General features: G+C 59.4%; 25 protein-coding genes. 21 read left to right on the top strand and 4 right to left on the bottom strand.

Annotated features, from left to right (window positions below; all coding sequences use genetic code 11):
* The first annotated feature begins 10 nt into the window (after positions 1 to 10).
* From PP1Y_RS22225 to PP1Y_RS22190, 8 genes are all read left to right on the top strand, one after another.
* The gene (locus tag PP1Y_RS22225; RefSeq protein WP_013834187.1) at positions 11 to 859 is read left to right on the top strand and encodes an alpha/beta fold hydrolase; all 849 of its coding nucleotides are present in this window, start codon (positions 11 to 13) and stop codon (positions 857 to 859) included.
* Between the two features lie 11 nt (positions 860 to 870).
* Positions 871 to 2,472, top strand: coding sequence for a gamma-glutamyltransferase family protein (locus tag PP1Y_RS22220; RefSeq protein WP_158511871.1), 1,602 nt, complete (start codon positions 871 to 873; stop codon positions 2,470 to 2,472).
* A 42-nt stretch (positions 2,473 to 2,514) separates the two neighbouring features.
* On the top strand, positions 2,515 to 2,844 hold the full coding sequence (locus PP1Y_RS22215) for a Dabb family protein (RefSeq protein WP_013834185.1): 330 nt from the start codon (positions 2,515 to 2,517) through the stop codon (positions 2,842 to 2,844).
* Positions 2,845 to 2,901: 57 nt separating this feature from the next.
* Positions 2,902 to 3,231: a Dabb family protein gene (locus PP1Y_RS22210; RefSeq protein WP_013834184.1), complete on the top strand. Its 330-nt coding sequence runs from the start codon at positions 2,902 to 2,904 to the stop codon at positions 3,229 to 3,231.
* Positions 3,232 to 3,274: 43 nt separating this feature from the next.
* Complete coding sequence (locus PP1Y_RS22205) at positions 3,275 to 4,063, top strand: fumarylacetoacetate hydrolase family protein (protein WP_013834183.1); 789 nt, start codon at positions 3,275 to 3,277, stop codon at positions 4,061 to 4,063.
* Between the two features lie 65 nt (positions 4,064 to 4,128).
* A complete protein-coding gene (locus tag PP1Y_RS22200) occupies positions 4,129 to 5,049 on the top strand; it encodes an acetaldehyde dehydrogenase (acetylating) (RefSeq protein WP_013834182.1) in 921 nt (306 codons plus the stop codon).
* A complete protein-coding gene (dmpG, locus tag PP1Y_RS22195; protein WP_013834181.1) occupies positions 5,049 to 6,092 on the top strand; it encodes a 4-hydroxy-2-oxovalerate aldolase in 1,044 nt (347 codons plus the stop codon). The genes PP1Y_RS22200 and dmpG overlap by 1 nt, the downstream gene beginning before the upstream one ends.
* A 14-nt stretch (positions 6,093 to 6,106) precedes the next feature.
* Positions 6,107 to 7,897: an FAD-dependent oxidoreductase gene (locus PP1Y_RS22190; RefSeq protein WP_051010093.1), complete on the top strand. Its 1,791-nt coding sequence runs from the start codon at positions 6,107 to 6,109 to the stop codon at positions 7,895 to 7,897.
* 93 nt (positions 7,898 to 7,990) lie between these two features.
* Here the strand turns inward: PP1Y_RS22190 and PP1Y_RS22185 are convergent, their stop codons facing one another.
* On the bottom strand, positions 7,991 to 9,484 hold the full coding sequence (locus tag PP1Y_RS22185) for a PLP-dependent aminotransferase family protein (RefSeq protein WP_013834179.1): 1,494 nt from the start codon (positions 9,482 to 9,484) through the stop codon (positions 7,991 to 7,993).
* Positions 9,485 to 9,844: 360 nt separating this feature from the next.
* Here PP1Y_RS22185 and PP1Y_RS22180 point away from each other — a divergent pair, with 360 nt between their 5' ends.
* The 5 genes from PP1Y_RS22180 to PP1Y_RS22160 all read left to right on the top strand — a co-directional run bounded on the left by PP1Y_RS22180 (position 9,845) and on the right by PP1Y_RS22160 (position 15,206).
* Positions 9,845 to 10,552, top strand: a complete 708-nt coding sequence (locus PP1Y_RS22180; protein WP_065762423.1) for an oxidoreductase — start codon at positions 9,845 to 9,847, stop codon at positions 10,550 to 10,552.
* 265 nt (positions 10,553 to 10,817) lie between these two features.
* Complete coding sequence (locus PP1Y_RS22175; protein ID WP_013834177.1) at positions 10,818 to 11,555, top strand: SDR family NAD(P)-dependent oxidoreductase; 738 nt, start codon at positions 10,818 to 10,820, stop codon at positions 11,553 to 11,555.
* A gap of 94 nt (positions 11,556 to 11,649) precedes the next feature.
* On the top strand, positions 11,650 to 12,540 hold the full coding sequence (locus PP1Y_RS22170; protein ID WP_013834176.1) for a VOC family protein: 891 nt from the start codon (positions 11,650 to 11,652) through the stop codon (positions 12,538 to 12,540).
* Positions 12,541 to 12,614: 74 nt separating this feature from the next.
* Positions 12,615 to 13,694 (top strand): dihydrodipicolinate reductase, encoded by a 1,080-nt coding sequence (locus tag PP1Y_RS24805; protein WP_013834175.1) that lies wholly within the window; start codon positions 12,615 to 12,617, stop codon positions 13,692 to 13,694.
* A gap of 105 nt (positions 13,695 to 13,799) precedes the next feature.
* Positions 13,800 to 15,206, top strand: coding sequence for an MFS transporter (locus PP1Y_RS22160; RefSeq protein WP_013834174.1), 1,407 nt, complete (start codon positions 13,800 to 13,802; stop codon positions 15,204 to 15,206).
* A 16-nt stretch (positions 15,207 to 15,222) separates the two neighbouring features.
* Here PP1Y_RS22160 and PP1Y_RS22155 read toward each other — a convergent pair whose 3' ends face one another.
* A complete protein-coding gene (locus tag PP1Y_RS22155) occupies positions 15,223 to 15,765 on the bottom strand; it encodes a TetR/AcrR family transcriptional regulator (RefSeq protein WP_013834173.1) in 543 nt (180 codons plus the stop codon).
* A gap of 295 nt (positions 15,766 to 16,060) precedes the next feature.
* Here PP1Y_RS22155 and PP1Y_RS22150 point away from each other — a divergent pair, with 295 nt between their 5' ends.
* The 4 genes from PP1Y_RS22150 to PP1Y_RS22135 all read left to right on the top strand — a co-directional run bounded on the left by PP1Y_RS22150 (position 16,061) and on the right by PP1Y_RS22135 (position 20,617).
* Positions 16,061 to 16,552, top strand: a complete 492-nt coding sequence (locus tag PP1Y_RS22150; RefSeq protein WP_013834172.1) for a VOC family protein — start codon at positions 16,061 to 16,063, stop codon at positions 16,550 to 16,552.
* 285 nt (positions 16,553 to 16,837) lie between these two features.
* Positions 16,838 to 17,314, top strand: coding sequence for an antibiotic biosynthesis monooxygenase (locus PP1Y_RS22145; protein WP_013834170.1), 477 nt, complete (start codon positions 16,838 to 16,840; stop codon positions 17,312 to 17,314).
* A gap of 114 nt (positions 17,315 to 17,428) precedes the next feature.
* On the top strand, positions 17,429 to 19,759 hold the full coding sequence (locus tag PP1Y_RS22140) for a TonB-dependent receptor (protein ID WP_013834169.1): 2,331 nt from the start codon (positions 17,429 to 17,431) through the stop codon (positions 19,757 to 19,759).
* A gap of 84 nt (positions 19,760 to 19,843) precedes the next feature.
* Positions 19,844 to 20,617, top strand: a complete 774-nt coding sequence (locus PP1Y_RS22135; protein WP_013834168.1) for an SDR family NAD(P)-dependent oxidoreductase — start codon at positions 19,844 to 19,846, stop codon at positions 20,615 to 20,617.
* 36 nt (positions 20,618 to 20,653) lie between these two features.
* Here PP1Y_RS22135 and PP1Y_RS25895 read toward each other — a convergent pair whose 3' ends face one another.
* Entirely contained in the window at positions 20,654 to 21,247 is a 594-nt protein-coding gene (locus PP1Y_RS25895; protein ID WP_148275045.1) for a hypothetical protein, read from the bottom strand.
* Between the two features lie 164 nt (positions 21,248 to 21,411).
* On the opposite strand from PP1Y_RS25895, the gene PP1Y_RS26675 reads away from it, so the two are divergent.
* Genes PP1Y_RS26675 through PP1Y_RS26425 form a run of 3 tightly spaced genes read left to right on the top strand, consistent with a single transcriptional unit; the run spans position 21,412 to position 22,227 of the window.
* Positions 21,412 to 21,735, top strand: a complete 324-nt coding sequence (locus tag PP1Y_RS26675; RefSeq protein ID WP_369799487.1) for a LuxR C-terminal-related transcriptional regulator — start codon at positions 21,412 to 21,414, stop codon at positions 21,733 to 21,735.
* 57 nt (positions 21,736 to 21,792) lie between these two features.
* Positions 21,793 to 21,918, top strand: coding sequence for a hypothetical protein (locus PP1Y_RS26530; RefSeq protein ID WP_013834165.1), 126 nt, complete (start codon positions 21,793 to 21,795; stop codon positions 21,916 to 21,918).
* A complete protein-coding gene (locus PP1Y_RS26425) occupies positions 21,919 to 22,227 on the top strand; it encodes an acyl-homoserine-lactone synthase (protein ID WP_255327369.1) in 309 nt (102 codons plus the stop codon). It abuts the gene before it with no gap.
* A gap of 337 nt (positions 22,228 to 22,564) precedes the next feature.
* Here the strand turns inward: PP1Y_RS26425 and PP1Y_RS24800 are convergent, their stop codons facing one another.
* Positions 22,565 to 22,915, bottom strand: coding sequence for a hypothetical protein (locus PP1Y_RS24800; RefSeq protein WP_051010092.1), 351 nt, complete (start codon positions 22,913 to 22,915; stop codon positions 22,565 to 22,567).
* Positions 22,916 to 23,046: 131 nt separating this feature from the next.
* Between PP1Y_RS24800 and PP1Y_RS24795 the strand changes: the two genes are divergently transcribed.
* Complete coding sequence (locus PP1Y_RS24795; protein WP_051010091.1) at positions 23,047 to 23,430, top strand: hypothetical protein; 384 nt, start codon at positions 23,047 to 23,049, stop codon at positions 23,428 to 23,430.
* The last annotated feature ends 399 nt before the right edge of the window (positions 23,431 to 23,829 follow it).

Genomic DNA, 23,829 nt, shown 5'->3' with positions numbered 1-23,829 from the left:
GTTCAACACGATGGATCAGGCAAAAAGTTTCGACCCGGCAGATCCCGTTGCGGGTCTCAGCGTGGTCGCAGGCGGATTGCGCACGCATTATATCGAGCTTGGCGAGGGCGATCCGATTATCCTTCTGCATGGTTCGGGACCGGGCGTCTCGGCTTGGGAAAACTGGGCCCAAGTGCTTCCCGTCATGGCGCGCTATCGCCGCGTTATTGCCATCGACATCCCCGGCTTTGGATCGACCGAGCGCAAGGCCGATGGTCAGTACGACATGGATTTTTGGGTTGGCCACCTGTTTGCGTTCATGGATGCCTTGAATCTGGCTGCCGTGCCGCTGGTTGGCAATTCTTTCGGTGGCATGGTGGCGATGGCAGCATCGCTGCGCGATCCCGCACGGGTCTCCGGCATGGTCCTGATGGGTTCGGCCGCCGGCGACGTGCCGATGAGCGAGGCGCACAAGCTGGCCTCCGTCTACGACGGCTCGATCGAGAAGCTGCAAGAGATCTTGCGGATATTTCCCTTTGATCCGGCCCAATTGACTCCAGAAATGCTCAAGCGTCGTCATGCGCAGAGTATCGATCCGGAAGCCAAGAAAAACCCGCACCCGGTGCCGGTTGTCGAGAACGACCAGGGTGAGAAGGTGTTCCGCACGACACCGGAAGAGGAACTTGGCGCAATTACCACGCCGACGCTGATCCTGCATGGCCGCGACGATCGTGTTTTGCCTGTGGAACTGGCCATGCGCGTCCACCGCGCGATCAAGACGTCGCAATTGCACACATTCGGGAATTGCGGGCACTGGGTGCAACTCGAGCGGCTAGACGATTTCGTGCAGCAGACCGTGCTGTTCGCGGCGGAACTGTAATGGCGGTGAAGGTGGACCAGACAAGGACGACGAGCAAGTCGGTTGCCGCAGCTTCCAATAGCGCCGTGGCATCGCCCCATTGGCGCGCAAGCCAGGCCGGACGGGATGTCCTGGCTTCGGGCGGCAACGCGTTGGATGCGGCGTTGGCCACCAATGCTATGTTGTGGAGCTGCTATCCTCACATGTGCGGAGTAGGTGGGGACATCTGGATACTCTATCATGAAGCTGCGACGGGGCGCGTTCATTGCCTGAACGGTTCCGGCGGCGCCCCGCGCGCCGCCACGCCGGAGGAATTTGCGCGGCGTGGGCTGGCGCAGATCCCGGTCAAGGGGCCGCTATCGCTTGCCGTTCCGGGGGTTGCAGCCGGTTGGCTGGACGCCACCAGCCGCTTTGGAACCATGCCGGTCGCCGAACTGTTGCGGCCGGCCGCGCAAGTGGCGCGCTCCGGTGTGGAAATCACGCCGAAGATTCGGGGGTGGATGGACAAGGTCGCCGATCTGCTGCCGGCCGATCCAACACTTGCGTCCTCCTTCACGGCTGATGGTGCACTGCTGGCGACACGCGCCGTCTTCCGCCAGCCCGCGCTGGCCGATGCCATTGACCGCCTTGCCGATGCCGGACTGGCGGATTTCTACACTGGCGACCTTGCGGCGCAGATCGGTAAGGGTGTCGCCGAAGCCGGCGGCATCCTTACCGCGGATGATCTCAAAGCCCATGCCTCGTTGTGGGTGGAGCCGGTTCGCACCCGTTTCGATGGTCTGGATGTCCTCACCACGCCGCCAAACAGCCAAGGCATCGCTGCGATCGGGATTCTCAACCTGCTTTCTCTGATCGAGGGCGGGCGAGCGGCGCCGGGCACGACAGCGCAACTGCGGGCTTTTCTGGAAGCGAAGAGTCTCGCCTATCGTGATCGCAACACTTATGTCGCCGATCCCGCCCATGTGCCTGTGCCCGTCGACATGCTCAGCAGCCTCGATCATGCGCGCATGCTGGCCGAACAGGCCGAAGCTTTCGAGCCAGCTTCGTCGAGGCCGATGGAAGGCGATACCGTCTACCTTTGCACCGCCGACCGCTGGGGCAATGCCTGTTCTGTGATCCAGAGCCTGTATCATCCGTTCGGCTCATGTTTCGTGCCAGCGGGAACCGGTGTGGTCATGGCCAATCGGGGGTCCTATTTCTCGCTCGACAAGAGCCACGCGAACGTCGTCGCGCCGGGCAAGCGTCCGGTGCATACGCTGATGGCCTCGATGGCACTGAAGAAGGGCAAGCCCTGGCTTGTCTTCGGTTCGATGGGCGGCGAAGGGCAGCCGCAGACCACCGTGCAGGTGCTGTTGCGCGTACTCGCCGGCGACAGTCCTGCCGCCGCCGTTGCGGCACCGCGCGTGCTTAGCGGCCAGATCTATCCCGGCGATGCCGATAATCAGTTGCATATCGAGGAAGACTACGGCGGCAAGGTGATCCGCCAAATCGCCGAGTTCGGCCATACCGTCAAGGCTGTGCCCAAGCACGACGAGATGATGGGGCATGCCCACGCCATTCTCATCGACGGTCAAACCATCGAGGCCGGCGCCGATCCGCGCAGCGACGGTGCCGCTCTCACACTCGCCGCATAGCTGCGACTGCCAGGTCCAACCAATTCAAGAAGGAGTTTCGGCATGACTACGACACCTTTGCAAGCTGCACACACTGCGGTGGCGTGCTGGAAGCTAAACGAGGATAACACCGAGGCCCACGCCGCTGAGCTCTCGGGTGCTATCGAGGCTCAGATCGATATACCCGGAGTCGTCGCGGTCGAGCATGGCCCGCGCATCGCGGCCGTCGACTGGGAAGGCCCGGACAAGGATTTCGACTATGCGATGATCGTGCGTTTCGCCGATCTCCAGTCGGTTCGTGCTTATCCTTCCCACCCGCTCCACCAGCAACTGATCGGAACGATCTTCTACGTCGGTGACGGCGAAGTGCGCTGGTACTGGCTGGATTGTTGATCGCGATCGCAAATCGCCGTCGGCCAGGCCGGGTAAAATAGATAAAGGTCTGAAGTAATGAAAAAAATTCAGGGGCAGGCGCGCCTGGCGGTGTTTTGGGTTCTTAAGAACCCTGACGACGAAAGCGCCATGAAGTCACTCGTGACCGCGCTTGACGAGCAGTTCACTATTCCCGGCGTGCTAACGCTGGATCATGGCCCGCGCGCGTTGGCAGTCGATTGGGAAGGGCCGAAAAAGGCGTTCAACTACGGTATGGTCATGACGTTCGACAGTTTCGAGTCCGGCCGCGCCTGGGTGCCGCATCCGATCCACCAAAAGCTCGTTCAGACCATCATGCATCTGGGATCGACGGCATCGGATTTCCACGCGTTCTGGATCGGGGACTAGCCCGGATGGCCAGCCGATACGCAAATTTCCTGCGAGGTCAACGATGACGATCGATCCAGAAATAATACGATTTCACGGCGATGCGCTCTACGAAGCCTTTGTCAGTGGCTCGACGATTCCGCCGCTGCGCGCGCGCGTTCCAGGTATGACAATTGTGGATGCCTATCACATCGCCGGACGCATGATTGAGCGGCGGGTTGAGGCGGGCGAAACCGTTGTCGGCAAGAAAATCGGGGTTACCTCGAAAGCGGTGCAGGATGCGATCGGCGTGTTCGAACCCGATTTCGGGCTCCTGACTTCGGGAATGGCTTTAAGCGATGATGCGGTTATCGCGTTGGACACGCTTATCCAGCCGCAGGCCGAAGCCGAAATCGCATTTGTCCTGAAATCCGATCTCAAAGGGCCCGGCATAACGCCGGAGGACGTTCTGAATGCGACCGATTACGTTTGCCCCTGCTTCGAGATCGTCGATAGCCGAATCGAACGCTGGGATATCAAGATCCTCGATACGGTGGCGGACAACGCTTCGTGCGGGGTCTTCGTGCTGGGGGACAGCAAGGTCGATCCACGGGACATCGAACTCGACTTGGTCGGGATGATCGCAATGAAGAACGGCGAACTCGCGTCGACCGGGGTTGGTGCCGCGGTGCAGGGGTCGCCCCTCAATGCAGTCGCCTGGCTTGCCGATACGCTGGGCAAGCTGGGCATGCCTCTGCTTGCCGGCGAAGTCATTCTGTCCGGCTCACTGGGGCCACTAATGGCAATCGGGCCGGGCGACAGCCTGCACATGCGGGTGGGAGGCATCGGCACCTGCTCGGTCAGGTTCGAATAGCCACAAAATCGGTCGCGCCGGCACAATATCGTGCCGCGTCGGACCATAGTTGATGGAACTTTGCAATGAGCAAGATAAAGTGTGCGATCATCGGCCCCGGCAACATCGGGACTGACTTGTTGTACAAGTTGCTGCGGTCCGAATTGCTTGAGCCGGTATGGATGGTCGGTGTCGATCCGACATCGGCCGGACTGGCGCGAGCGCGCGAAATGGGTCTTAAGACCACCGAGTTAGGTGTCGACGGGCTGGTGCCTCACGTCCTTGAAGACGGCATCCAGATCGCATTCGACGCAACCTCGGCATATGTCCATGCGGAAAACAGTCGCAAGCTCAATGCCCTTGGCGTTCTGATGATCGACCTGACGCCGGCGGCGATCGGTCCCTATTGCGTGCCGCCCGCGAACCTTGGCCAGCTGGTCGGCAAGAAAGTGATGAACGTCAACATGGTCACCTGCGGCGGGCAGGCGACGATTCCGATGGTCTATGCTGTTAGCCGGGTGCAAGCGGTCGAATACGCGGAAATAATCGCGACAGTAGCGTCGAAGTCGGTCGGCCCCGGCACCCGCAAGAATATCGATGAATTCACCCGTACAACCTCAGGCGCGGTGGCGGCCGTGGGCGGGGCCAAGATTGGCAAGGCCATCAACGTCATCAATCCTGCGGAACCGCCGCTGATGATGCGCGACACCATTTATTGTGAGACAGAAAGCGAGCCCGACAGAGACGCGATCACGCGGTCGATCCATGACATGGTAACGCAAGTGCAGAAATATGTCCCGGGCTATCGTCTCAAGAACGGCCCGTTGTTCGATGGACGCAAGGTTTCTGTCTTTCTCGAAGTGGAGGGGCTGGGCGATTTCCTGCCGAAATATGCTGGCAACCTCGACATCATGACCTCGGCTGCGGTTCGGACCGCCGAGATGTTCGCACAGGAAATCCTGAGTGGCGAACTGACACTAGAACCGACAAGAGAGGAAACAGTCTGATGACCGACAAAGTCCAAGTCAGCGGCCGCCCGATTAAACTGCATGACATGTGTCTGCGCGATGGCATGCATTCGATGCGGCACCAGATCACAATTTCGCAGATGATCGATATTGCGACTGGCCTCGACGCCGCCGGCGTGCCGTTACTGCAGGTCACCCACGGCGATGGTCTGGGCGGTTCCTCGCTCAATTACGGTCGCGGTCTGCACAGCGACAGCGAATATATTACCGCAGTCGCGTCTCGTATGAAGAATGCCGTCGTCTCGGTGCTTCACGTGCCCGGCATCGGCACGCTCGACGAATTGCGCATGGCCGCCGATTGCGGCGCCGGCTGTGTCCACGTGGCCTCGCACTGTACGGAAGCCGACGTGACCGAACAACATATCGGACTTGGCCGCAAGCTGGGCCTTGATACTGTCGGGTTCCTGATGATGGCGCATATGACCACGGTTGAAACTATGGTCGAGCAAGCGCTGCTGATGGAGGGCTATGGTGCGACCACCGTTTACTGCACGGACAGTGCGGGCTACATGCTGCCGGAGGAAGTGACCGAGCGGATCGCTGCCCTTCGCGCCGGGCTACAGCCGGAAACCGAGATCGGTTTCCACGGTCACCACAACCTCGGCATGGGGGTTGCCAATTCGCTCGCGGCGGTGGCGGCGGGGGCCAACCGGATCGATGGTTCCGCGGCAGGGCTTGGTGCCGGGGCCGGCAATACCCCGCTGGAACTGTTCGCTGCCGTCGGGGAACGCATGGGTATCATCACCGGTGTCGATGTGTTCGGTCTGATGGATGTGGCGCAGGACCGGGTGCTGCCGATCATGCCCCAGCCGCCGCGGGCCGATCGCGATGCGATTACTCTGGGTTATGCCGGCGTCTATTCGACGTTCCTTTACCTCGCGAAGGACTGCGCTGCCAAGTACGGCGTGCCTGCCCGTGACATCCTGATGGAACTCGCCGCGAAAAAGATGATCGGTGGTCAGGAGGACATGATCGAGGATACCGCGTTGACCATGGCGCGCGAACGGGGACTGGCGGCTTAGCGCAAACGGCTTGGATGATGTCGGGCATCGTCCCAGCCAGAATATCGAAAGGTTGCAAGGGCAACTGCGCGGCGTCCGACGGTGGCGAAAGCAACAAGGAGATCGGTGTGGCGGAAATAACTTCCGCGGACATGGTCGTGGTCGGATCCGGGCTTGCCGGAATGATGGCTGCGCTGCGCGGGCACGAGCTTGGCCTCAAGGTTGTCCTGATCGAGAAGGCGTCGCATTATGGCGGCACTTCGGTGTTTTCCGGCGGCGGAATCTGGATTCCCAACCATCGCTGGCTGAAATGTACCGACACTCCGGCCAAGGCGCTGACTTACCTGCGCGCGATCACGCGCGGGCAGGGCGATGAAAGGAAATTCCAGGTCTTCATCGAGATGGCGCCTATCATGTCGGAATTCGCGATGTCGCTTGGCGCGCAGTTGTTCATGCTAGAAGGTGGACCAGACTATTTTTCCGAGTTTGAGGGGGCGATGACGGGGCGGCAACTGTCCCCTCGCGACTATGTAGCCAAGCCACTGGGTGACGAATTCCACCGCATGCGCTTGGCCTACCCCGGATTCTATGTGGCAGGCCGTTACCATCTGAGCATTGATGCGTTGGGCCCGCTGATGAATCGAAGCAAGGGCTGGATTCGTGCGGCATTCAAGCTGGTGGTGGGCTACTGGCTGGATTGGCCCTGGCGCTTAAAGACCAAGCGTGACAGCCGTCTGTCGATGGGCGCCGCATTCATCGGCTACATGCGCAAGGCGATGCAGGAACGCAACATTCCTCTCCTGCTCAATACTAGGCTCGTGTCACTGGAAGAGTCCGACACCGGTATCGCGGGCGTGCGTGTAAGCCATAACGGCAACGAGCGTATGATTGCCGCTCCAGTGGTAATGCTGGCGGCTGGCGGCTTCGATCAGAACCAGGCCATGCGCGATGCGTTTCTCCCCGTCCGCACCGAAACCGCGAACTCGCTGACCCCGCCTGGCGGCAATACGGGAGATGCCATCCGCGCTGGCCAGGCGATCGGTGCGGCCATCGAAAACATGGGGCATTCCTGGTGGTGCCCATCATTGCGCCTTCCGGCGCACAACAACATGAGCGAGCCGGCCGGGCAACTAATCTTCGAGAGAGCCCGCCCCGGGGCGATGTGCGTGAACCGGCTGGGACGGCGTTTCGTTAACGAAGCCTGTTCCTACGACCGTTTCGGTCACGCCATGATCGCGGATCACGAGAAGACCGGCGCGAACCTGCCGTGCTGGATGATTTTCGATGCGCGGTACCGGCACAAGTATAACCTGAGCAGCCTGCTGCCTGGTTGGCTGTACCCGGATACTTGGCTGCCGAAGGAATATATCGACAATATTCTTTACCGGGCGGACACGATTGAAGATCTCGCGCGCAAGATCGAAATTGACGCTGAGGCTTTGAACCAAAGCGTGCAGACGATGAACGACTACGCCCGAACCGGCAAAGATCTCGATTTCGGGCGCGGCGACTTCATCTACGACCAAGCATTCGGCGATAAGCGCCATGGTCCGAATTGCAATCTCGGTCCGATCGACAAGGCGCCCTTTTATGCGATCAGGGTGGAATTGGGCGATCTGGGTACTAAGGGTGGCCTCAAAGTCGACGAGTGCGCGCGTGTGCTGGATAGAGCGGGCGCGCCGATCAAGGGGCTCTACGCGACGGGCAACACCACAGGTTCCTTGTTTGTTGATACGTACCCCGGACCGGGGAGCACACTGGCTGCATCAATGACCTTCGCATATGTCGGTGTCAACCACGCAGCGGCCTCTCTGCTGGACCGGTGAAGCGGCCCCTAGGCCGACGTAAACGCGAGAACTTTCCAAAAAAGGCGATGCAACAATGCATCGAGGGGCATTGGACCAGTCCGGCTGTCCGGATCAGCCATTGACCATAGGGGCGGAGAGACTGGCCGGTTCGTGAATTAGGCGCTTTAAGAGCGTGATCGCATTTCTGATCTTGTCGGGCGTCAGGCAGGCGTAACCGAGCATCAGCAGACGGTCGTGATCTGGGCGCCGCACGATCTCGCGGGTTGGACCGCCGGCCAGGCTGTATATGCCGACACCAAGCTTGCGCGCTTTCATCTGGAGATCCAGCGCGGGTTCCCATTCCGCCAGCGTTGTCCAGACCAGGTGCATTCCCCCTTCGTAGCCGCTCGTCTTAGTTCCGGGGAAGGCTTCGGCCAGCCCGGTAATTACGGCATTGCGGCGATCGAGGTAGTTTTTGCGCATGCGTCCCAGATGCTGCTCGAACGCGCCCGAACTGATGAACTGGGCCATGATCGATTGTTCGAGCCAGGGGTGACCGTTGTTCAGGATCGATTTGACGGCGGTCGCGGAGCTGGCAAGATGCTCGGGAAAGACCGCATAGCCAAGACGAAGGCCCGGACCGATCGATTTGGAGAAAGTGCCCAGATAGACGGCGCATTCCGGACCCATCGCCTGCAGAGCCATGATAGGGACGGAGTTGTGCCTGAAATCACTGTCGTAATCGTCTTCGACCAGCAGCGTGCCGGTCTTGCGCGCCCAAGCGATGAGCGCCGCGCGGCGTTCGTTCGCCATCGTCACGCCCAGCGGAAATTGATGCGAGGGCGTGACGTAGGCGATGCGCGCGCCGTTTTCCGGCAACTGGTCAGTGTCGATGCCATCGGGCGCTACCGGGACTGGGACCAACTGGCCTCCTAAGCTGCTGAAGGCTTGCGCCGCGCCGTCGTAACAGGGATCTTCGACAACGACCGGTCGGTTGTTGATGCACATCAGCCGCGCGACGAGATTGAGACCTTCCTGCGCCCCGGCGGTGATGATTACTTGTTCGGGCTGACACGCGATCCCCCGTGCAATCCGCAAGTGGTGCGAAATCGCTTCCCGCAACAGCAGGTGGCCCGCGGGCTGGGTGTAGTCGCTGACGGTTTTCGTGAAGGTGTCGAGATATTCGGACGCCAGCTTGCGCCAATGATTGCGCGGAAACAGGCCGGCGTCGGGTCTGCCGATTCGAAAGTCATATGGCAGGCGCTCGTTCATTGCCTGGAACAGGCCCATCCCCACTACCGGTTGATCGATCTGTGCGAGAACGGGTGCCGGACTATTCGGATTGCAGGAAGGGCTGGGGACGCGGATGCGCTGGCTGGGCAACTGTTTGTAAATGAACGTGCCATGGCCGGGACGCGTTTCGATCCAGCCTTCGTCAATCAGTCGCTCATAGGATAAGACCACGGTGCGTCGGGACAGCCCGAGCAATTCGGCCATTTCGCGGCTGGACGGTATCTGGTCGCCGGGGCGCAGGACGTTCTGTTCGATCAGGCCGCGGATTTGGTCAACAATCTGCTGCTGCAGCGACTTGTCCTTCGAAACGCTGATTGTGATGGGAAGTTGCATGACAATGTACCTTGATTAATCGCGAATGACGGCAGACCATCCATCTGCTCGAACTTGTACCGAAACACGATTTGACTCGAGGCCATTGCGGCTCTGCAACATTTACATTCGCCCCCGCTGACTTGTGATCAATCCTGCCGATCGGTGGGTGAACGCAATCTAATACCGTTTTCGCCCCCTTGACAAGCGGAACAGTGGTCCACATAAACGGATCAGTGATCCACTTATGTGGACCACTGTGTGGGGAAGGCGCTGGCATATCACTCGTTAGCTGCCCTCCGTGGTTACCGCTCCGTCTATAAAGGTTGCAAAGTGTCAGAATTGGTCAGCTTAGGCAGCGAATTCACCGGGCGCAGAGCCATGGTCACGGGGGGGACGCAGGGGATCGGGGCGAAAATCGCGCAACGCCTGATTGACGGCGGCGCGCAGGTCGTCGTCGCGGGGCGCGCAGGCAAGGACGAAACTCCCGCCGCTGCCCGTCTCGTCGTCGGCGACGTCGGCACGGCCGAAGGCGTTCGTACGGTTGCCGATGAAGCGCTGGCGCTTCTGGGAGGGTTGGATATCCTGGTGAACAATGCCGGTGGCGCGCCGATCTTTCTGGGCGGTATCGCGGCCATACCGGATGAGGCCTGGCAGAACAGTCTGGCGCTCAATCTGATGGCGGCGGTCCGCCTGACCAGTGCGATGCTCCCGTCGCTCCAGCGGTCGGGCAGCGCGGCAATTGTCAACATGTCGTCCGTCTCGGCGACGATGACGTTCCCTTTCGCGGTCCAGTATGGTGCCGCCAAGGCGGCGTTGGACTATTATTCGCGCACACTCGCAGTTGAACTGGGGCCGGTCGGTATCCGCGTTAACGTAGTCTCTCCGGGGCCGATCTCAACTCTGAACGCCGACGCCCAGCGGCGGGAATTTCCCATGAGCGACGAGGATTGGCGCCGGGCCGTGCCGCTGGGGGCGGTCGGCTGCACCGATGACGTGGCGGAAGTTGTCGCATTCCTGGTTTCTGACCGGGCAAGGTACGTGACCGGCGCCAATTTTCCGGTCGACGGCGGCATGACCGCACGCTGAGAAATGCGGGCGCCGTGGATCAATGTGAAATTCGATTATTGGTCCAATTGGCGTTGGCAAAGTGCGGTACAGCTGTTTCGAATTGATCGAGGAACAGCCTTTCGAAACAGCGAGGCTCATAGTGGACCATGGGGTCGGGCAGACTGGACCTGCGCGGTGGGTGCGTAGCCGGTTACGACTGCTGCATCGGCATTTGCGGATGCCCGGCGCTGCTCCTGGGCTCGAATGAGCGGACGTTATTCTGGTTCCAATTGAAAGGTGATTTGTGGGTAAACTCGAAGGTAAAGTCGCAGTCGTCACTGGCGCAACGAGCGGCATGGCGCTGGCCAGTGCGAAGCTGTTCGTGGAAGAAGGCGCCTATGTGTTTATCACGGGGCGTCGTCAGGATCAGCTCGACGCTGCGGTCAAGGAAATCGGTCGCAACGTGACCGGAGTGAAGGCGGATTCCACCAACCTTGAGGATCTCGACCTCCTCTTCGAAATCGTCAAACGCGAAAAGGGCTCGATCGACGTGCTCTATGCCAGCGCCGGGATGGGCGAGCCGTGTCCAGTGGGTGAAATCACGCTGGAGCACTACGACAAGCAGTTCAACCTCAATACCCGCGGCACTCTGTTCACCGTGAACAAGGCTATCCCGCTGTTCAATGACGGGGGCTCGATCCTGATGACCGGCTCGATCGCTTCGGTGAAGGGCTGGGCCGGCTGGTCGGTCTATGCGGGAAGCAAGGCCGCGCTGCACGCCTTCGCGCGCAACTGGGTCAGCGATCTGGCGGAACGCAATATCCGCGTCAACGTACTAAGCCCGGGCCAAGTGTACACGCCCACGCAGGAAGAGGTGATGGCCGATCCCGAAATGAAGGCCGCGTTCGAATCCCTGATACCGCGCCGTAGGATGGGCGTGCCCGAAGAGATTGCCACGGTGGCCTTGTTCCTGGCGAGCAATGATTCCAGCTACGTCAACGGGATGGAATTGAAGGTCGACGGCGGCACGTCGTCGATCTGACGGATGCGCCTGGGCAGGTGGCAGCGTATGCCGCCTGTCCGCCGCCAGGCGTGACAACGGGTTGCAGGATAGTCGCAAGCAGGGGAATAGGTCGATGTACGGTGTTACGGAACTGGGATATCTCGCGCTGGGCGCGAAGGACATGGCGCATTGGCGTGTGTTCGCCGGCGATTTCCTGGGACTGGAAGTGGTCGACGGAAGCAATTCAGCTGAAGCGTTTCTGCGCATGGACTTCTGGCACCACCGGTTCATCCTGGAAGAAGGCCCGGTCGATGACGTCACCGCCATTGGCTTGCGTGTGAGCGATGACGATGCTTTCGAGAAATTAGCCAGCCGGCTGGGCGAAGAAGGCATCGTCCATCGCATCTGTTCCAACGACGAGGCGGAAAGGCGACGGGTGCTGCGCCTGATGAAGTTGCAGGATCCCGACGGTCATCCACTTGAGATCTTTCATGGCCCGTTGGTCGAATTCAACAAGCCGTTCCATCCAGGTCGGCGCATGTATGGCCAGTTCGTCACCGGTGATGCCGGTCTGGGGCACATCCAGATGGCGGGCGTCGACATTGCTCGGTTCCTGAAATTCTACCGCGTCCTGGGTATGCCCGGCGATATCGAATACAAGGCGGAACTGGCGCCGGGAAAGATCAGTGAACTGGCTTTCGTTCATACATCTGGCCGCGAGCGCCAGCATGTCATTGCTTATGGCTTTAACGGCACAAAACGGATGAATCACATCATGATCGAAAGCAATTCGATCGATGATGTGATCTACACTTATGAAATGGCCAAGCAGACTGGCATCGAGATCGTGCTAGATCTCGGCCGGCATTCGAACGATTTTCAGTATTCGTTCTACTGCATGTCGCCGTCGGGATACATGATGGAATATGGCTGGGGATCACGTCCGGCCCCCGTTCAATCCGAATATTACGCCGCCGACTTCTATGGCCACGCGCTGCTGACGCCGCCGCCCTGGACGCGTTGACAGGCAGCCAAGGCGTTCGCGGGCCGCGTTGCCACGCCGACCAGGCCTGAGTGCCAGCAATCGAGGAATAAAGCATGACGATCAAGGTTATTCAGTGGGCTACCGGCGCTGTTGGTGCCTCCACGCTCAAGGCCATCATCGAACATCCCGCGATGGAACTGGTCGGGGTTTGGGTCCATGCCCCGGAAAAAGTCGGAAAGGACGCCGGCGAGCTTGCTGGCTTGGCGCTGACCACCGGGATCCTTGCGACCAACGACGTCGCCGCACTGATAGCGCTGGATGCCCACGTCGTCGTCCACGCGCCGGCCGGGCAGGGCCCGATCGAGGAACGCGACCAAATCGTCTTCGATCTGCTGCGCTCCGGCAAGAATGTCGTTTCGTCAACCGGTCCCTGGTATGTTCCGGAACTGCGCAGCCCGGACTATCTCAGGCAGATCGAGGATGCCTGCCGGGAAGGCGGGTCGACACTCATGGCGGCGGGCGCCAATCCCGACGTCGTTGTGCCCTGGCTGGGCACGGCGATGACACGTATGTCGATGGATGTCGATCACATCTACATGGCCGAGATCGACGATTTCTCGCCCAACCCCAATCTCAACATGATGGTGGAACTGCTGGGCCTGGGCAAGCCGCCAGAAGAGTTCGAGCCTTGGATGGAGGAGGGCGGCTATTTCCAGCAGAGCGTGCTCGAATGGCTACACCTGCTGGCCCGCAATACCAATGTTCAGCTCGGAGAAATGGTGGGTAGCTACGATTTGTTCCTGGCGACGCGCGATTTCAAAATTGCCGTCGGCGAGATCAAGACCGGAACCGTGTGCGGCGCTACTTTCCGCTGGTCGGTTCCCAAGCTCGGCGAAACCAAGCCGTTCATCGACTTCGAATTCATCTATACCGTTCAGCGCGACCATCCCGATTTTCCGGGCCTGCCGGAGGAAGTGCGGTTGGTGGTCGAAATCGAAGGCGCGCCTTCCACGCGTACCACGATCGACATTGCACCGGCCTTTTCGGAAAATGGTCGCGCGATCGATGAATGGCCGGCTTCGGGAGTGTTCCTGGCCGCGGCGGCCAGCGTGTTCAACTGCATTCAGGTGGTCATCGACGCGCCTGTCGGCCTGTTCACGATGCCCACTCCCGGCGCCTGGAAGGCGCGCTGACCACGTTTCCAAACAGGGGTACAGGGGGGCGGCTGATGTGCAGGTCGGGCGTACGGCAGGCGACCGGCTATTGCTCCGGGCGGACCGGTCCATAGGCGGAAGGTGATGGCGCAAGGCTCTCCATCTGCGCAAGGTGGGACAGACTGGGGGCACCAGGTCGCTTTCCAGATCCTGCTGTTGGCGTTTATCAACATGATGGGCGCGTTCTCGCGGTCCATGATGGGACCGGTTCAGGAAGCCATGCAACGTGATCTGGTGTTCACGGATCAGCAGGTCGCCTTGCTTCAGGGATTCGCCTTGGCAGTACCGCTAGCAGTCATGTCTGTGCCGGCTGGAATCCTGATTGATCGCTTGTCACGAGTTCGGCTACTGCTTGCTGGCATCATAGGCATGGTCGTTTCAACCGCGATCACGGCGTTCTCTACTACCTTTGCCGCCCTGCTTGTTGGCCGCTGCCTGCTTGGCGTCGCTTATCCGATCATAGGCATCGGCGTTTATGCCATCTCGAGCGATTTGGCCCCCGAGACAACGCGCGGGCGTTCGGCGACATGGTTGGGTGTGGGCGAACAGTGCGGAGCACCGCTGGCTTTTGTTCTCGGTGGTTTCCTGCTGGTCCATACGCAAGGCCTCAGGGGCCCCTTCGTGTCCCCGCATCCGTGGGGGCTGAGCCTACTAGTAATGGGCGCTGTGCTGATCCCGGTCGCCTTCTCGCTCAAACTGCTGCGCGACCCCCGCGGGCAGGGTGTTGCGCATGAGCCGACGGCGTTCGAGCAGGACTGGACGGTTGAGGTTGCCCACGCGGCAAGCATCGCGGGTGGTGGTACTGCGACGGAAGCCGAACGCGATGCTGGCGCGATGGCTGCCGAACAGTCACAAGGGACGATCTGGGCCCGCTTGTGGGCCTTGCGGGCGACGGCCATTCCGCTCCAGTTCATCCGCGCCACCCTGTTCATAGCCGACGGTGCCGTCTTCGTCTGGGGTGCGCCGCTGTTCTTGCGCAAATTCGACCTGCGTGCAGACGAAGTGGGCCTTATCATCGGTGCAATCTTAATGGGCGGCGGCATTGTCGCGGCCAAGGTTGGCGGCACTCTGGTCGATGTATTCTACCGCAGAGGCGGCGCGCGTAACGTGATCGTGGCGATGACCGGCGTTGCTTGCCTGTGCGTGCCGTTCAGCCTTTACGCCTTGCCCGGCAATTGGCTGGTTACGGCCGTTATGTTGACCATTTTTCTTATTGCCGGGATTTCGATAGCAACCGGCGCGCTGTCGCTGATAACGATCGTCATTCCGTCTGACATGCGTGGCTTGAACCTAGGCATCAGCACGGTGGTGGGGTCGCTTTTCTTTGTCGGCCTGTCGCCGCTGGCGGTAAGCTTCACGTCGGACTTTCTGGGTGGTCCCAACCAGATCGATCGAGCGCTGGCGATCGTCTGTTGTGCCGCCAGCATGCTCAACGCTCTCGTCTTGGCGCTTTCGATCCGGAATTTCCCTAAAAATGCTGCGGCGCCATAGCACCTAGGGTCACCGCTTAGCGCAGCATGGCGCGTGCGATGAAGTCGATGAGGTGATCTGCGCGATCATTGAAGGAGGGCTGATCGCTCATCCATCCTGCCGCTGCGATTAGAGCGAAAAGGTCGGCTTCATCGAGTTCGTTTGATGCGACGCCGACGGCCTGAGCGCGCGCCAGCAGACTGTTGCCGGCGGCCCGAACTCGCGAGCACGATGTAAACAACGCTGATTGCGGATCCGCGTATGCGGCAGCCATAAGGTCAGTAACGCCGCGATAGCGCTGAAAGTAGCGGACCGAATCCTTGAACCAGTCGATCAGTGATTCTGCGGACGGGGGTTCTTTCTCCAGTTCGGTGGCGCGATCGGTAAGCACATCGAGCTCGGTACGCAGCAAGGTTTCAACCAGCGCATCGCGCGAAGGGAAATGGCGGTACAAAGTAGCAAGTCCGACGTCGGCCTTGCGGGCAATGTCACGCAACGATGCCGTCGCGCCCTGTTCCGTCAGGACCTCGCGGGCAACCGAGAGGACATGGGTATAATTTTTCCTTGCGTCGGCACGCATAGACCGGCTCCGATCTTCTCGATCATTAATGGTAGCAGATAGCATCGCCACACCGTTGCGCAAGGCTGCGTGGCGGATGCGCGTGTGCCATCGGGTGCCTACTGGATCAACCACCAAATAATCGACTGGTCCAAAGCGTCTGGACGAATTGCGATAACCTCCATTGATCGCGTCTGCATTCTAGGCCGGGGTAGGGCGGGTTGTCTTCACGGTCTCGATCATCTCAGTCGTGGGTGCCGCGGTGATACAGGGCCTGCGTCGCGAATTGGACAATCAAAAATAGGCGGATCAAGCAATGGCATTGAGTTTACACCACATCAACATCAGCACGCCCAACCTGCAGCGGATGCAGGAATTCTACGAAAAGGCGTTCGGGTTTGAGCCGGTTTTCGTGCACAATCTGGAAGACTACCAGGAAGAAGCCGAGCGCGTGATCGGCGTGAAGGATGCAGTTTGTACGACGGTCACGATGAAGGGCGGCAACGTCTATATCGAACTGTTCCAGTGGTCGAACCCCGTCGGCAAGCGGCTGGAGCCGTTGCGGCCTTATGACTATGGCTATACCCACCTGTGCTTCAACGTTGATGACATCGACGCTGAATTCGAGCGCCTTTCAGGCCTCGGACTGCCCTTCGTGCACGGTTCGCCCACCAAGACCGTGTTTGACGGCAAGACCTATGGCTCAGTCTATGGCCGCGACCCGGACGGTAATCTGATCGAGATCATGCAGTCGCCTTCGGATAGTGACATGTCATTGAACCGGTGTGAGGCGCTCGCGCTGGGCTGATCGTTTGCGAACGGCACGTATGGCGGGGTCCCCATTGAACGTCCTTCCGGATTTGTCATGTAATGGCCGCCAGCACTTCGCGTGTGCTGGCGGCAAAGCCTGTGGGTGCCGGAATAATAATATCAGTGACATTTTCATTAATGAATCTGTAATAATCAGAATTCGCGAAACCGGATATGTGGACCAATTAAAATATTCGAAACTGGTCCAATGCATGTAGCCGAAATGTATTAGCTTCGTAATCGTCAGGTGGCGTGAATTTTTTATTTCTTCGGAGCAATTAAGATGGCTGTATATCAGAGCATGCAAAGAGTGAGGTTCTCCAGCGAGGACGGTTACAAAAAATTCCAAATGGTTTTTGCTGATGTGCGGACAAAGCTGAAGAAACTTCCAGGTTTCCTCCACCTGACCTGGTGGGTGCATCCTGATGATCCGAGCTGGTACAATGAAGTGAGCTTCTGGACCAGTTTCGAAGCGCTGAAGGACTGGCACATGGACACGTACCATAAGCATGCCAAGGAATGGGCGGTTCGGACCGGTGCGATCATGGAAGATATCATCACCAACTTCGAATACAAGAATGCCCGATTGATCCGCGTTTGCCCTGCCTGCGCGCACATTTCGGACAAGGCTTACGATGTTGCGGTCGAGCAGGCTGCTCTGGCCGAACCCTGCCCGCAATGCGGCTATAATTTCCCGGTCATGCCTGAAACTTTGAACAGCACTGCTGTATTCAAAGACGAACCTTCCACGATATTCTGAAGAAAATATTCGTCGAAGATCCAGTGCTTTTGTTTCTGACGAAACGAAAAATTTTATTTTTGTTGGATCGTCGTTTTTCTTAATCGAAAAAGATCACTAAACAGGGATATTTATATGAGGCAAGATATATCCGGAAAGAGCCAGTTGCTCCAGCGTGCGAGTGGCGCTTCGATCGCAGTTGCAACTTTGGCGATCATTGCCTTGCCGGCCAGTGTACATGCCGAGGAGGTGGCAAGTGCTGAAGTTACTGCTAGCACGGACGGAGGGGGCAACCGACTAAACGATATCGTTGTGACGGCGCAGCGCCGCGAGGAAAACGTACAGGACACGCCGGTCTCGGTTAATGCCTTCGATGCCGAGGCGTTGCAGGCGAGAGGTGTGACCAGCGCGCTGCAATTGACGCAAGTCGATCCATCCCTGAACATTTCGTTCAACGCGGACACCGCGTACCCGTTTATCCGTGGTATCGGCAACATCGCCGCAGGCGTGATCGGAAACGAGGCCAGCGTTGGCACGTACATCGACAATGTCTATTATGGGCGTCTGTTTTCCGCCTTGCTCGATCTCGGCGATGTGGAGCATGTCGAGGTGCTGAAGGGACCGCAAGGCACTCTGTTCGGTCGCAATACGTCGGGCGGCGCGATTCAAATCTTCACCAAGGATCCGGGTCAGCAGAAGGAATTCGAAGCAGCCGTCGGATACGGCAACTACAACACTATCAGTGGACGGCTTTACGCCGCAATGCCGATAACGGACACTCTGTCATGGAGCGTAGCTGCCGGTGGCCATGATCAGCGTTCGGGCTGGGGGCATAGCCTGGTCGACGGTTCGGATGTCTATCTGGGGAGTGCTGTATCGGTACGCACCAAATTCATCTTCGAGCCTTCGGCATCGACCAAGTTCAAGCTCATCGGTTACTATGCCTATTCCAATGATGACTTCGGCAACGTGCACGATGTTCTGGGTGGTACTTACACGGCGTCGGTCCCATATTCGGGAACCGGGACTCCGGTAACGGTACCGTCGCTTGCAGATCTTGGTGGGTTCTATGACGCCCGCCAGATTTCCACAGAGACACCGGAAGGCAACACAATGCGTACCTGGGGCGCGTCACTGGAATTTGATCAGGACGCGGGTTTCGGGCAGTTCGTCTCAATCACGGCGTTTCGTGATTCGCTTGGTCACGCTAAAAACCAGGTTGCCACGGCGATCCCCGGTTACATCAGTCTCCCGATCACCACGACGGACCGCCAGTTCTCTCAGGAATGGCAGATCAAGTCCCAGCCGCACAGCCCGATCAAGTGGATCGCGGGCCTCTATTATTTTCACTATCACTCGGGCTACAATCCCTACGAACTGGCGGGAACCTATGTCGATGGGCTGACCGGAGTACCCGGCTCGTATATCTCGGTCACCGGCTTGCAGACGATAAACAGCTACGCGGGCTTCGCGCAGACGAGCGCTCCAATCACCAAAAGCACCAACTTTACGCTCGGCGCGCGCTACAGCATCGACGACCTGAGTGGATATGGCGAGCAGACGCTGACCATTCCTGGCTCTGGGACGTATGACGCCCAGCCTTCTGGCGTTGACAATCCATATACGAATTCCAAGACGTTTCATTCCTTCACCTGGCGTGCCGCGCTGGATCAGCATTTGGGCCGCGACATCATGGGTTACGGGTCTGTCAGTCGCGGATTCAAGGCGGGTACGTATAACACCGCTGGGTTGGTGGCGCCTCCCGCCAAGCCGGAAATCGTCACCGCCTATGAATTGGGTCTCAAGTCCGAACTGTTCGATCGCCGGCTGCGTCTTAATGCGGCGCTTTTCTTGAACAACATCAAGGACCCTCAGGTCCAGACCGCCATTCAGGTCGGCGACGTGATTGCGATCGGACTGACAAATGCTGAGAAGGCGCAGACCAAGGGCGTCGAATTCTCCGGCGAACTCCTGGCGGCAAAAGGACTGACGCTACGCGCGAGCGCAGTCTATCTCGATGCCGTGTTCAAGTCGTTCACGACTGCTCCGGTCTACACCGGCGCGTTCGAACCGGGTACGACACTTACCGGACCGACTTACGTCGACAGGTCCGGCGCGCGCATGGTGCTGGCCCCCAAGTGGCGTATCACCGGCGGCCTGAACTATAAGACCTACACCGACATCGGTGAGTTCGTGGTCGATGTGAATGCCGCCTACACCAGCCGCTTCTTCTGGACGATCCAGAACGTGGCCAGCCAGAAGCCGACGACGCTCGTGGACGGCACACTGAGTTTCACGCCCGCTTCGCTGGACAACGTCACTTTCAAGCTCTGGGGCAAGAACCTGACCAACGTTCAGTACAACGGTTGGGTTCAGGAAAGCGCGTTCCCGAACGGCACAGGCGGCTACCAGCGCCAGGCCGCCGCGCCTCGCACGTTCGGAGGCGAAGTCGCAGTCAAGTTCTGACGGAGGACGGACCGGATGGTGGGAAACTGTCATCCGGTCTTTTTGCCGAACATAGCTTCTTCGATGGCAGGAATAGGAGCAGAAATGGGCATACTGGACGGGCGGGTGGCGTTGGTGACGGGCGCGTTGCGTGGTATTGGTGCCGCGACCGCCAAGGCGCTGGCCCATGAAGGTGCGCTGGTCATCGTGACGGACAAGGACGATCCTCACGACTTCGCAGCGACGCTGGGTGGGCTGGCATTCCAGTTTGACGTTACGGACGAGGTAGCATGGGCCAAGGCGATGGCATTCGCCAGGGGCGCAGCCGGCGGGTTGGATATTCTTGTCAACAATGCCGGATTTTTTCAGATGAAGCCGCTGATCGAAACCACGCGGGACGAATGGCGACGTATGCAGATCGTTAACGTTGAAAGCATGTTCCTGGGGGCCAAGCACGCAGTTCCTCTGCTTGCCGAACGTGCGACCGACCTCCCTGGCGGCGCGTCCATTATCAATCTGTCGTCGATCGGCGGGATCATCGGGTCGGCGGGCGCGGTTCCCTACTGTACCTCCAAAGGGGCGGCGCGCATCTTTTCGAAAGCACTTGCCATGGAAGTGGCGCCGCTGGGCATCCGGGTGAATTCTGTGCATCCGGGCTTCACGAACACTCCGCTGGCCGAAGAGGCCGTCGTCGCCTTCGCGAAATTGACCGGCATCAGTGTCGAAGAAGGGCGCAAGCAGTTGGCCCACCAGCACCCGCTGGGCCGCAATGCCGATCCGTCCGAAATCGCCAATGCCGTGGTGTTTCTCGCGTCATCAAAATCCTCCTTCATGACCGGTTCGGAAGTCGTGGTGGATGGCGGCATGACGGCTCAATAGAGCGAATTAGGCGGGAAGGCTCCGCTATCGCTGGCCTTACGTCAAATGCAATGTCCTTCGTCGAAACATGTGGCGAAGATCGCAGGGTGAATTAACGGACTGCAGTTCTCGTTTGGGATTTGATGCCGCGTAGCAAGTTATCGGTGTTGGATGATTCTCTCTGAAATTGCGATAGGCCACTCCGGTTGGCTCCACTGAGTCGAAATTGCGATAGTACCAGAAAATCTGCCAAAAAATTAAAATGCTTGTTGGGTATATCCCACGCAACGAATGGACCAAGTAAGTCACAGTGAAGTACCAAGGCATCTCAAAGCGCCATTCTTTGCAGTATCTTCTTCTATTTTTGGTCTGATGAGACCTGTGCGCGGGTGGGCGCAGGGCGATGGAGGAGTGGTGCACGCGCACTCCTTCAGCCTCATCCAGCGCGTCCCGCAGTTCATTCAGCGCGATATCGGGATCCTGTGCAACCAGCTCTTTGAAGAACCCGCAGTAGGGCTCCAACTTGCCACTGCCTTTGGGCCGCCCCTGGCGTGCGGGTTCCACATGCCCGTTGGTGCGCGCCGAATGCAACCAACGTGACCCGGTCGCCGGCGATACCTTCAGCCGCGCCGCCGCAGCCCGTTCGCTCAACCCTTCATCCAAATACTACAGGAACGGCTTTCGAAGCGCAGTGGGTAATGGCGCTGCCATGAATAATCCTCCTCGAGAGTACCAAATGAATCAGAGCTAAGCGGTCCAGGGAAGAGGCGCGATTCGGCTTTTCAGAGGGACGCTATAGTACGGACAAGTCTGAATTGCCTCCTATTTGGCGTCGCCGAGCTGCCCCTTTGATCGGTTCATTCGCGTTCGCTGCGGCGCGACGGCAGCACGGATTTCCAGCCCGGGCTAAGGAAGTACCGCAACTCAGTCGTCGCAAGCTCGAGTGCCTGCGCTACTGTGCGCTCGCCAAGACTGACCGCGAGATTGCGACTATACTAGATATCCGCAAATCCACCGTTCGCACCGATATGGCCATGTTGCGCAAATACTTCGATGTCGTCGCCAGGTCCAAACTTACGGCCGCGGCTCTCCAATTCGGGTTTGTCAGATACGACGATGCAATGCCATCATTTTACTGAATAGCGCGTCCGCGGCGCTGCTGCTCCCCTCGTGCCTGTCCGAAACGGGAGTTTGCAATGATCGTTATCCACAAGGGCATTACGCTTTCCGATCCGCTGATCGCCGCCATGTTCGCAGACCGCAAGCAGCTCTTTGTCGACCTGCTCGACTGGGATGTGCCAACAGTCGGGGGGCGATATTAAATCGACCAGTTCGACAGCAAGCGAGCAACTTATCTCATCGCAGGCGATCACGAGGACCATCAGGGATCCCTGAGGTTGTTGCCGACGAATACAGCGCATATCCTCGGAGATCTCTTTCCGTCGCTGTGCGGTGAAGATGTTCCGCGCGACCCCAATATCGCGGAGATCACGCGCCTGTGCCTGCCCGCTCGCCTGGGCGCAGTCGAGCGCCTGCGCGTGCGCAATGGCCTGATTTCAGCGATGGTCCACCATGCCCTGGATACTGGGATTGCGACACTGACCGGCGTCGTCTCCGCGAGCTTTCTTTAGCAGGTCCTGGTCATGGGATGGCGGTGCGAAGCGCTTGGAGCGCCGCGCTAGATCGATGGAGCGCGACTGGGGGCCTTTCGTACCGAAGTCGAACCAGACACAGCCGATCGCTTAGCCGCGACGGGGATCTATTCGCCCGTCTGGTCAAGGAGGGCAGGGACATTGCCGAAATCTCCACGACTTTCGGCCTTTCCGAATTGGGCGTGACGCGCATTCTCGCGCCGGGCAACCTGATTCCGCGCATCCGCGCGCTCTACCGCGACGGCGAAATCGATGCCGTCACCGTCCGCCATCTGACCATGGCGAGCAAAAGGCAGCAGCGCGCCTGGCTGGCACTTTACGACGATGCCGATGCCTGGGTGCCGAGCGGGCACCAATTGCAGGCATGGCTGTTGGCGATAAGTCGATCCCGGTCAAACATGCCTTGTTCGGCACCGAAGGGATGGGCGGGATCGTCTCCGACCTGTTCGGCGAGAACCGCGATTTTGTCGACGCCGATGCCTTCTGGAGCGCGCAGATTGCCGCCATCGAGGAACACCGCGAGGGCTATCTCGAGGCGGGCTGGCCCGACGCGGTGATCGTGCCGCCGTCCGAATACTTCGCGTCGTGGGAACACGCAAAGGCCCCGAAGCGCAAGGGCGGGCGCGTTCACATCGACGTGCGCGGCAATGGCGAGGTGAACTTTCACGAGGGCTATGTGCCCCCCAAGGAAGCGCGCCGTTTGGAGAAGGGCAGGCCCTCCATACCGGCCACAAGCCGCCCCGGCCCGAGGTCACCGGCACTTGCCAAACCTATATCGACCTGCACCGCCATGCCGCCGTGCGCGCCGCACTCACCGGGCATCCGAGCGTCGCGCTGCGCCTCATGGTTGCGCACGCAGTCGTCGGCTCGCATCTGTGGACCGCCAGGCCCGAGCCGCAGACTGCACGCAACGAGGCGACCAGGGAAAGCGTCGAAGCCTGCGCCGCCGAGGCCCAGTTCGACGCCAAGCGCCGTGTCGTGCTCGACGCGCTCGGATTCTCGCTCGAGGAGGCGATCGTCACCGGCGTCAACGGCGATGGCTACGGGCTGGTTACGGTCTTCCTGCGCCCGCTCGATATTACCGAAGATGCGGCAATGGAGGCCCGAGCCGGACTCCCTGAATCGTTATATTTTAGGAGGATGCAGTGTCTAACCATCCCGAAATGCCAATTGAACTTCTGAGGCATCCCATGCCGGATGTCTAACCGCTGGGCGCCTAAATTCTACTCAATCGTTGAGCATTCCGATAGCGGTATTGTCCCGGGCTGCGAACCGTTCGGAACGGCAGCCGATAGTCGGAGAATATTGGGAAAGCGGATATTCGAATGCGTCGGTGTCGGCATCCTGGGCCGACCCGAGCCGAATACTCGACTGCGATTTTTCGAGCTTTGCGTGCGAGCCGTCAGGTTCTGGCGGCTCGCGACCAGAGCCCGGCGTTCGCTGGCCTAGCCATCGACGGTAGCTTCTCTACGGAACCCGGCCACACCACGCTTCGAAGCGGACTGGCACCCAAATAGTTCCGTCACATTTCAGGTAGGCTGACGGGGAGCAATCGATGAAGCTAGCGCGACCAAAGGATTG

Origin of the sequence: Novosphingobium sp. PP1Y (assembly GCF_000253255.1) — a bacterium.
Classification (GTDB): Bacteria; Pseudomonadota; Alphaproteobacteria; order Sphingomonadales; family Sphingomonadaceae; genus Novosphingobium.
The sequence above is the reverse complement of the archived record's forward strand: the minus strand, read 5'-3'. Positions and strand labels throughout refer to the sequence as shown.

Bases quoted from the DNA above. Each gene is read 5' to 3' on its own strand.
- PP1Y_RS22225 (WP_013834187.1), top strand. From the start codon at position 11: ATGGATCAGGCAAAAAGTTTCGACCCGGCAGATCCCGTTGCGGGTCTC.
- PP1Y_RS22215 (WP_013834185.1), top strand. From the start codon at position 2,515: ATGACTACGACACCTTTGCAAGCTGCACACACTGCGGTGGCGTGCTGG.
- PP1Y_RS22210 (WP_013834184.1), top strand. From the start codon at position 2,902: ATGAAAAAAATTCAGGGGCAGGCGCGCCTGGCGGTGTTTTGGGTTCTT.
- PP1Y_RS22205 (WP_013834183.1), top strand. From the start codon at position 3,275: ATGACGATCGATCCAGAAATAATACGATTTCACGGCGATGCGCTCTAC.
- PP1Y_RS22200 (WP_013834182.1), top strand. From the start codon at position 4,129: ATGAGCAAGATAAAGTGTGCGATCATCGGCCCCGGCAACATCGGGACT.
- dmpG (WP_013834181.1), top strand. From the start codon at position 5,049: ATGACCGACAAAGTCCAAGTCAGCGGCCGCCCGATTAAACTGCATGAC.
- PP1Y_RS22190 (WP_051010093.1), top strand. From the start codon at position 6,107: ATGATGTCGGGCATCGTCCCAGCCAGAATATCGAAAGGTTGCAAGGGC.
- PP1Y_RS22185 (WP_013834179.1), bottom strand. From the start codon at position 9,484: ATGCAACTTCCCATCACAATCAGCGTTTCGAAGGACAAGTCGCTGCAG.
- PP1Y_RS22180 (WP_065762423.1), top strand. From the start codon at position 9,845: ATGGTCACGGGGGGGACGCAGGGGATCGGGGCGAAAATCGCGCAACGC.
- PP1Y_RS22170 (WP_013834176.1), top strand. From the start codon at position 11,650: ATGTACGGTGTTACGGAACTGGGATATCTCGCGCTGGGCGCGAAGGAC.
- PP1Y_RS24805 (WP_013834175.1), top strand. From the start codon at position 12,615: ATGACGATCAAGGTTATTCAGTGGGCTACCGGCGCTGTTGGTGCCTCC.
- PP1Y_RS22160 (WP_013834174.1), top strand. From the start codon at position 13,800: ATGGCGCAAGGCTCTCCATCTGCGCAAGGTGGGACAGACTGGGGGCAC.
- PP1Y_RS22155 (WP_013834173.1), bottom strand. From the start codon at position 15,765: ATGCGTGCCGACGCAAGGAAAAATTATACCCATGTCCTCTCGGTTGCC.
- PP1Y_RS22150 (WP_013834172.1), top strand. From the start codon at position 16,061: ATGGCATTGAGTTTACACCACATCAACATCAGCACGCCCAACCTGCAG.
- PP1Y_RS22145 (WP_013834170.1), top strand. From the start codon at position 16,838: ATGGCTGTATATCAGAGCATGCAAAGAGTGAGGTTCTCCAGCGAGGAC.
- PP1Y_RS22140 (WP_013834169.1), top strand. From the start codon at position 17,429: ATGAGGCAAGATATATCCGGAAAGAGCCAGTTGCTCCAGCGTGCGAGT.
- PP1Y_RS22135 (WP_013834168.1), top strand. From the start codon at position 19,844: ATGGGCATACTGGACGGGCGGGTGGCGTTGGTGACGGGCGCGTTGCGT.
- PP1Y_RS26530 (WP_013834165.1), top strand. From the start codon at position 21,793: ATGATCGTTATCCACAAGGGCATTACGCTTTCCGATCCGCTGATCGCC.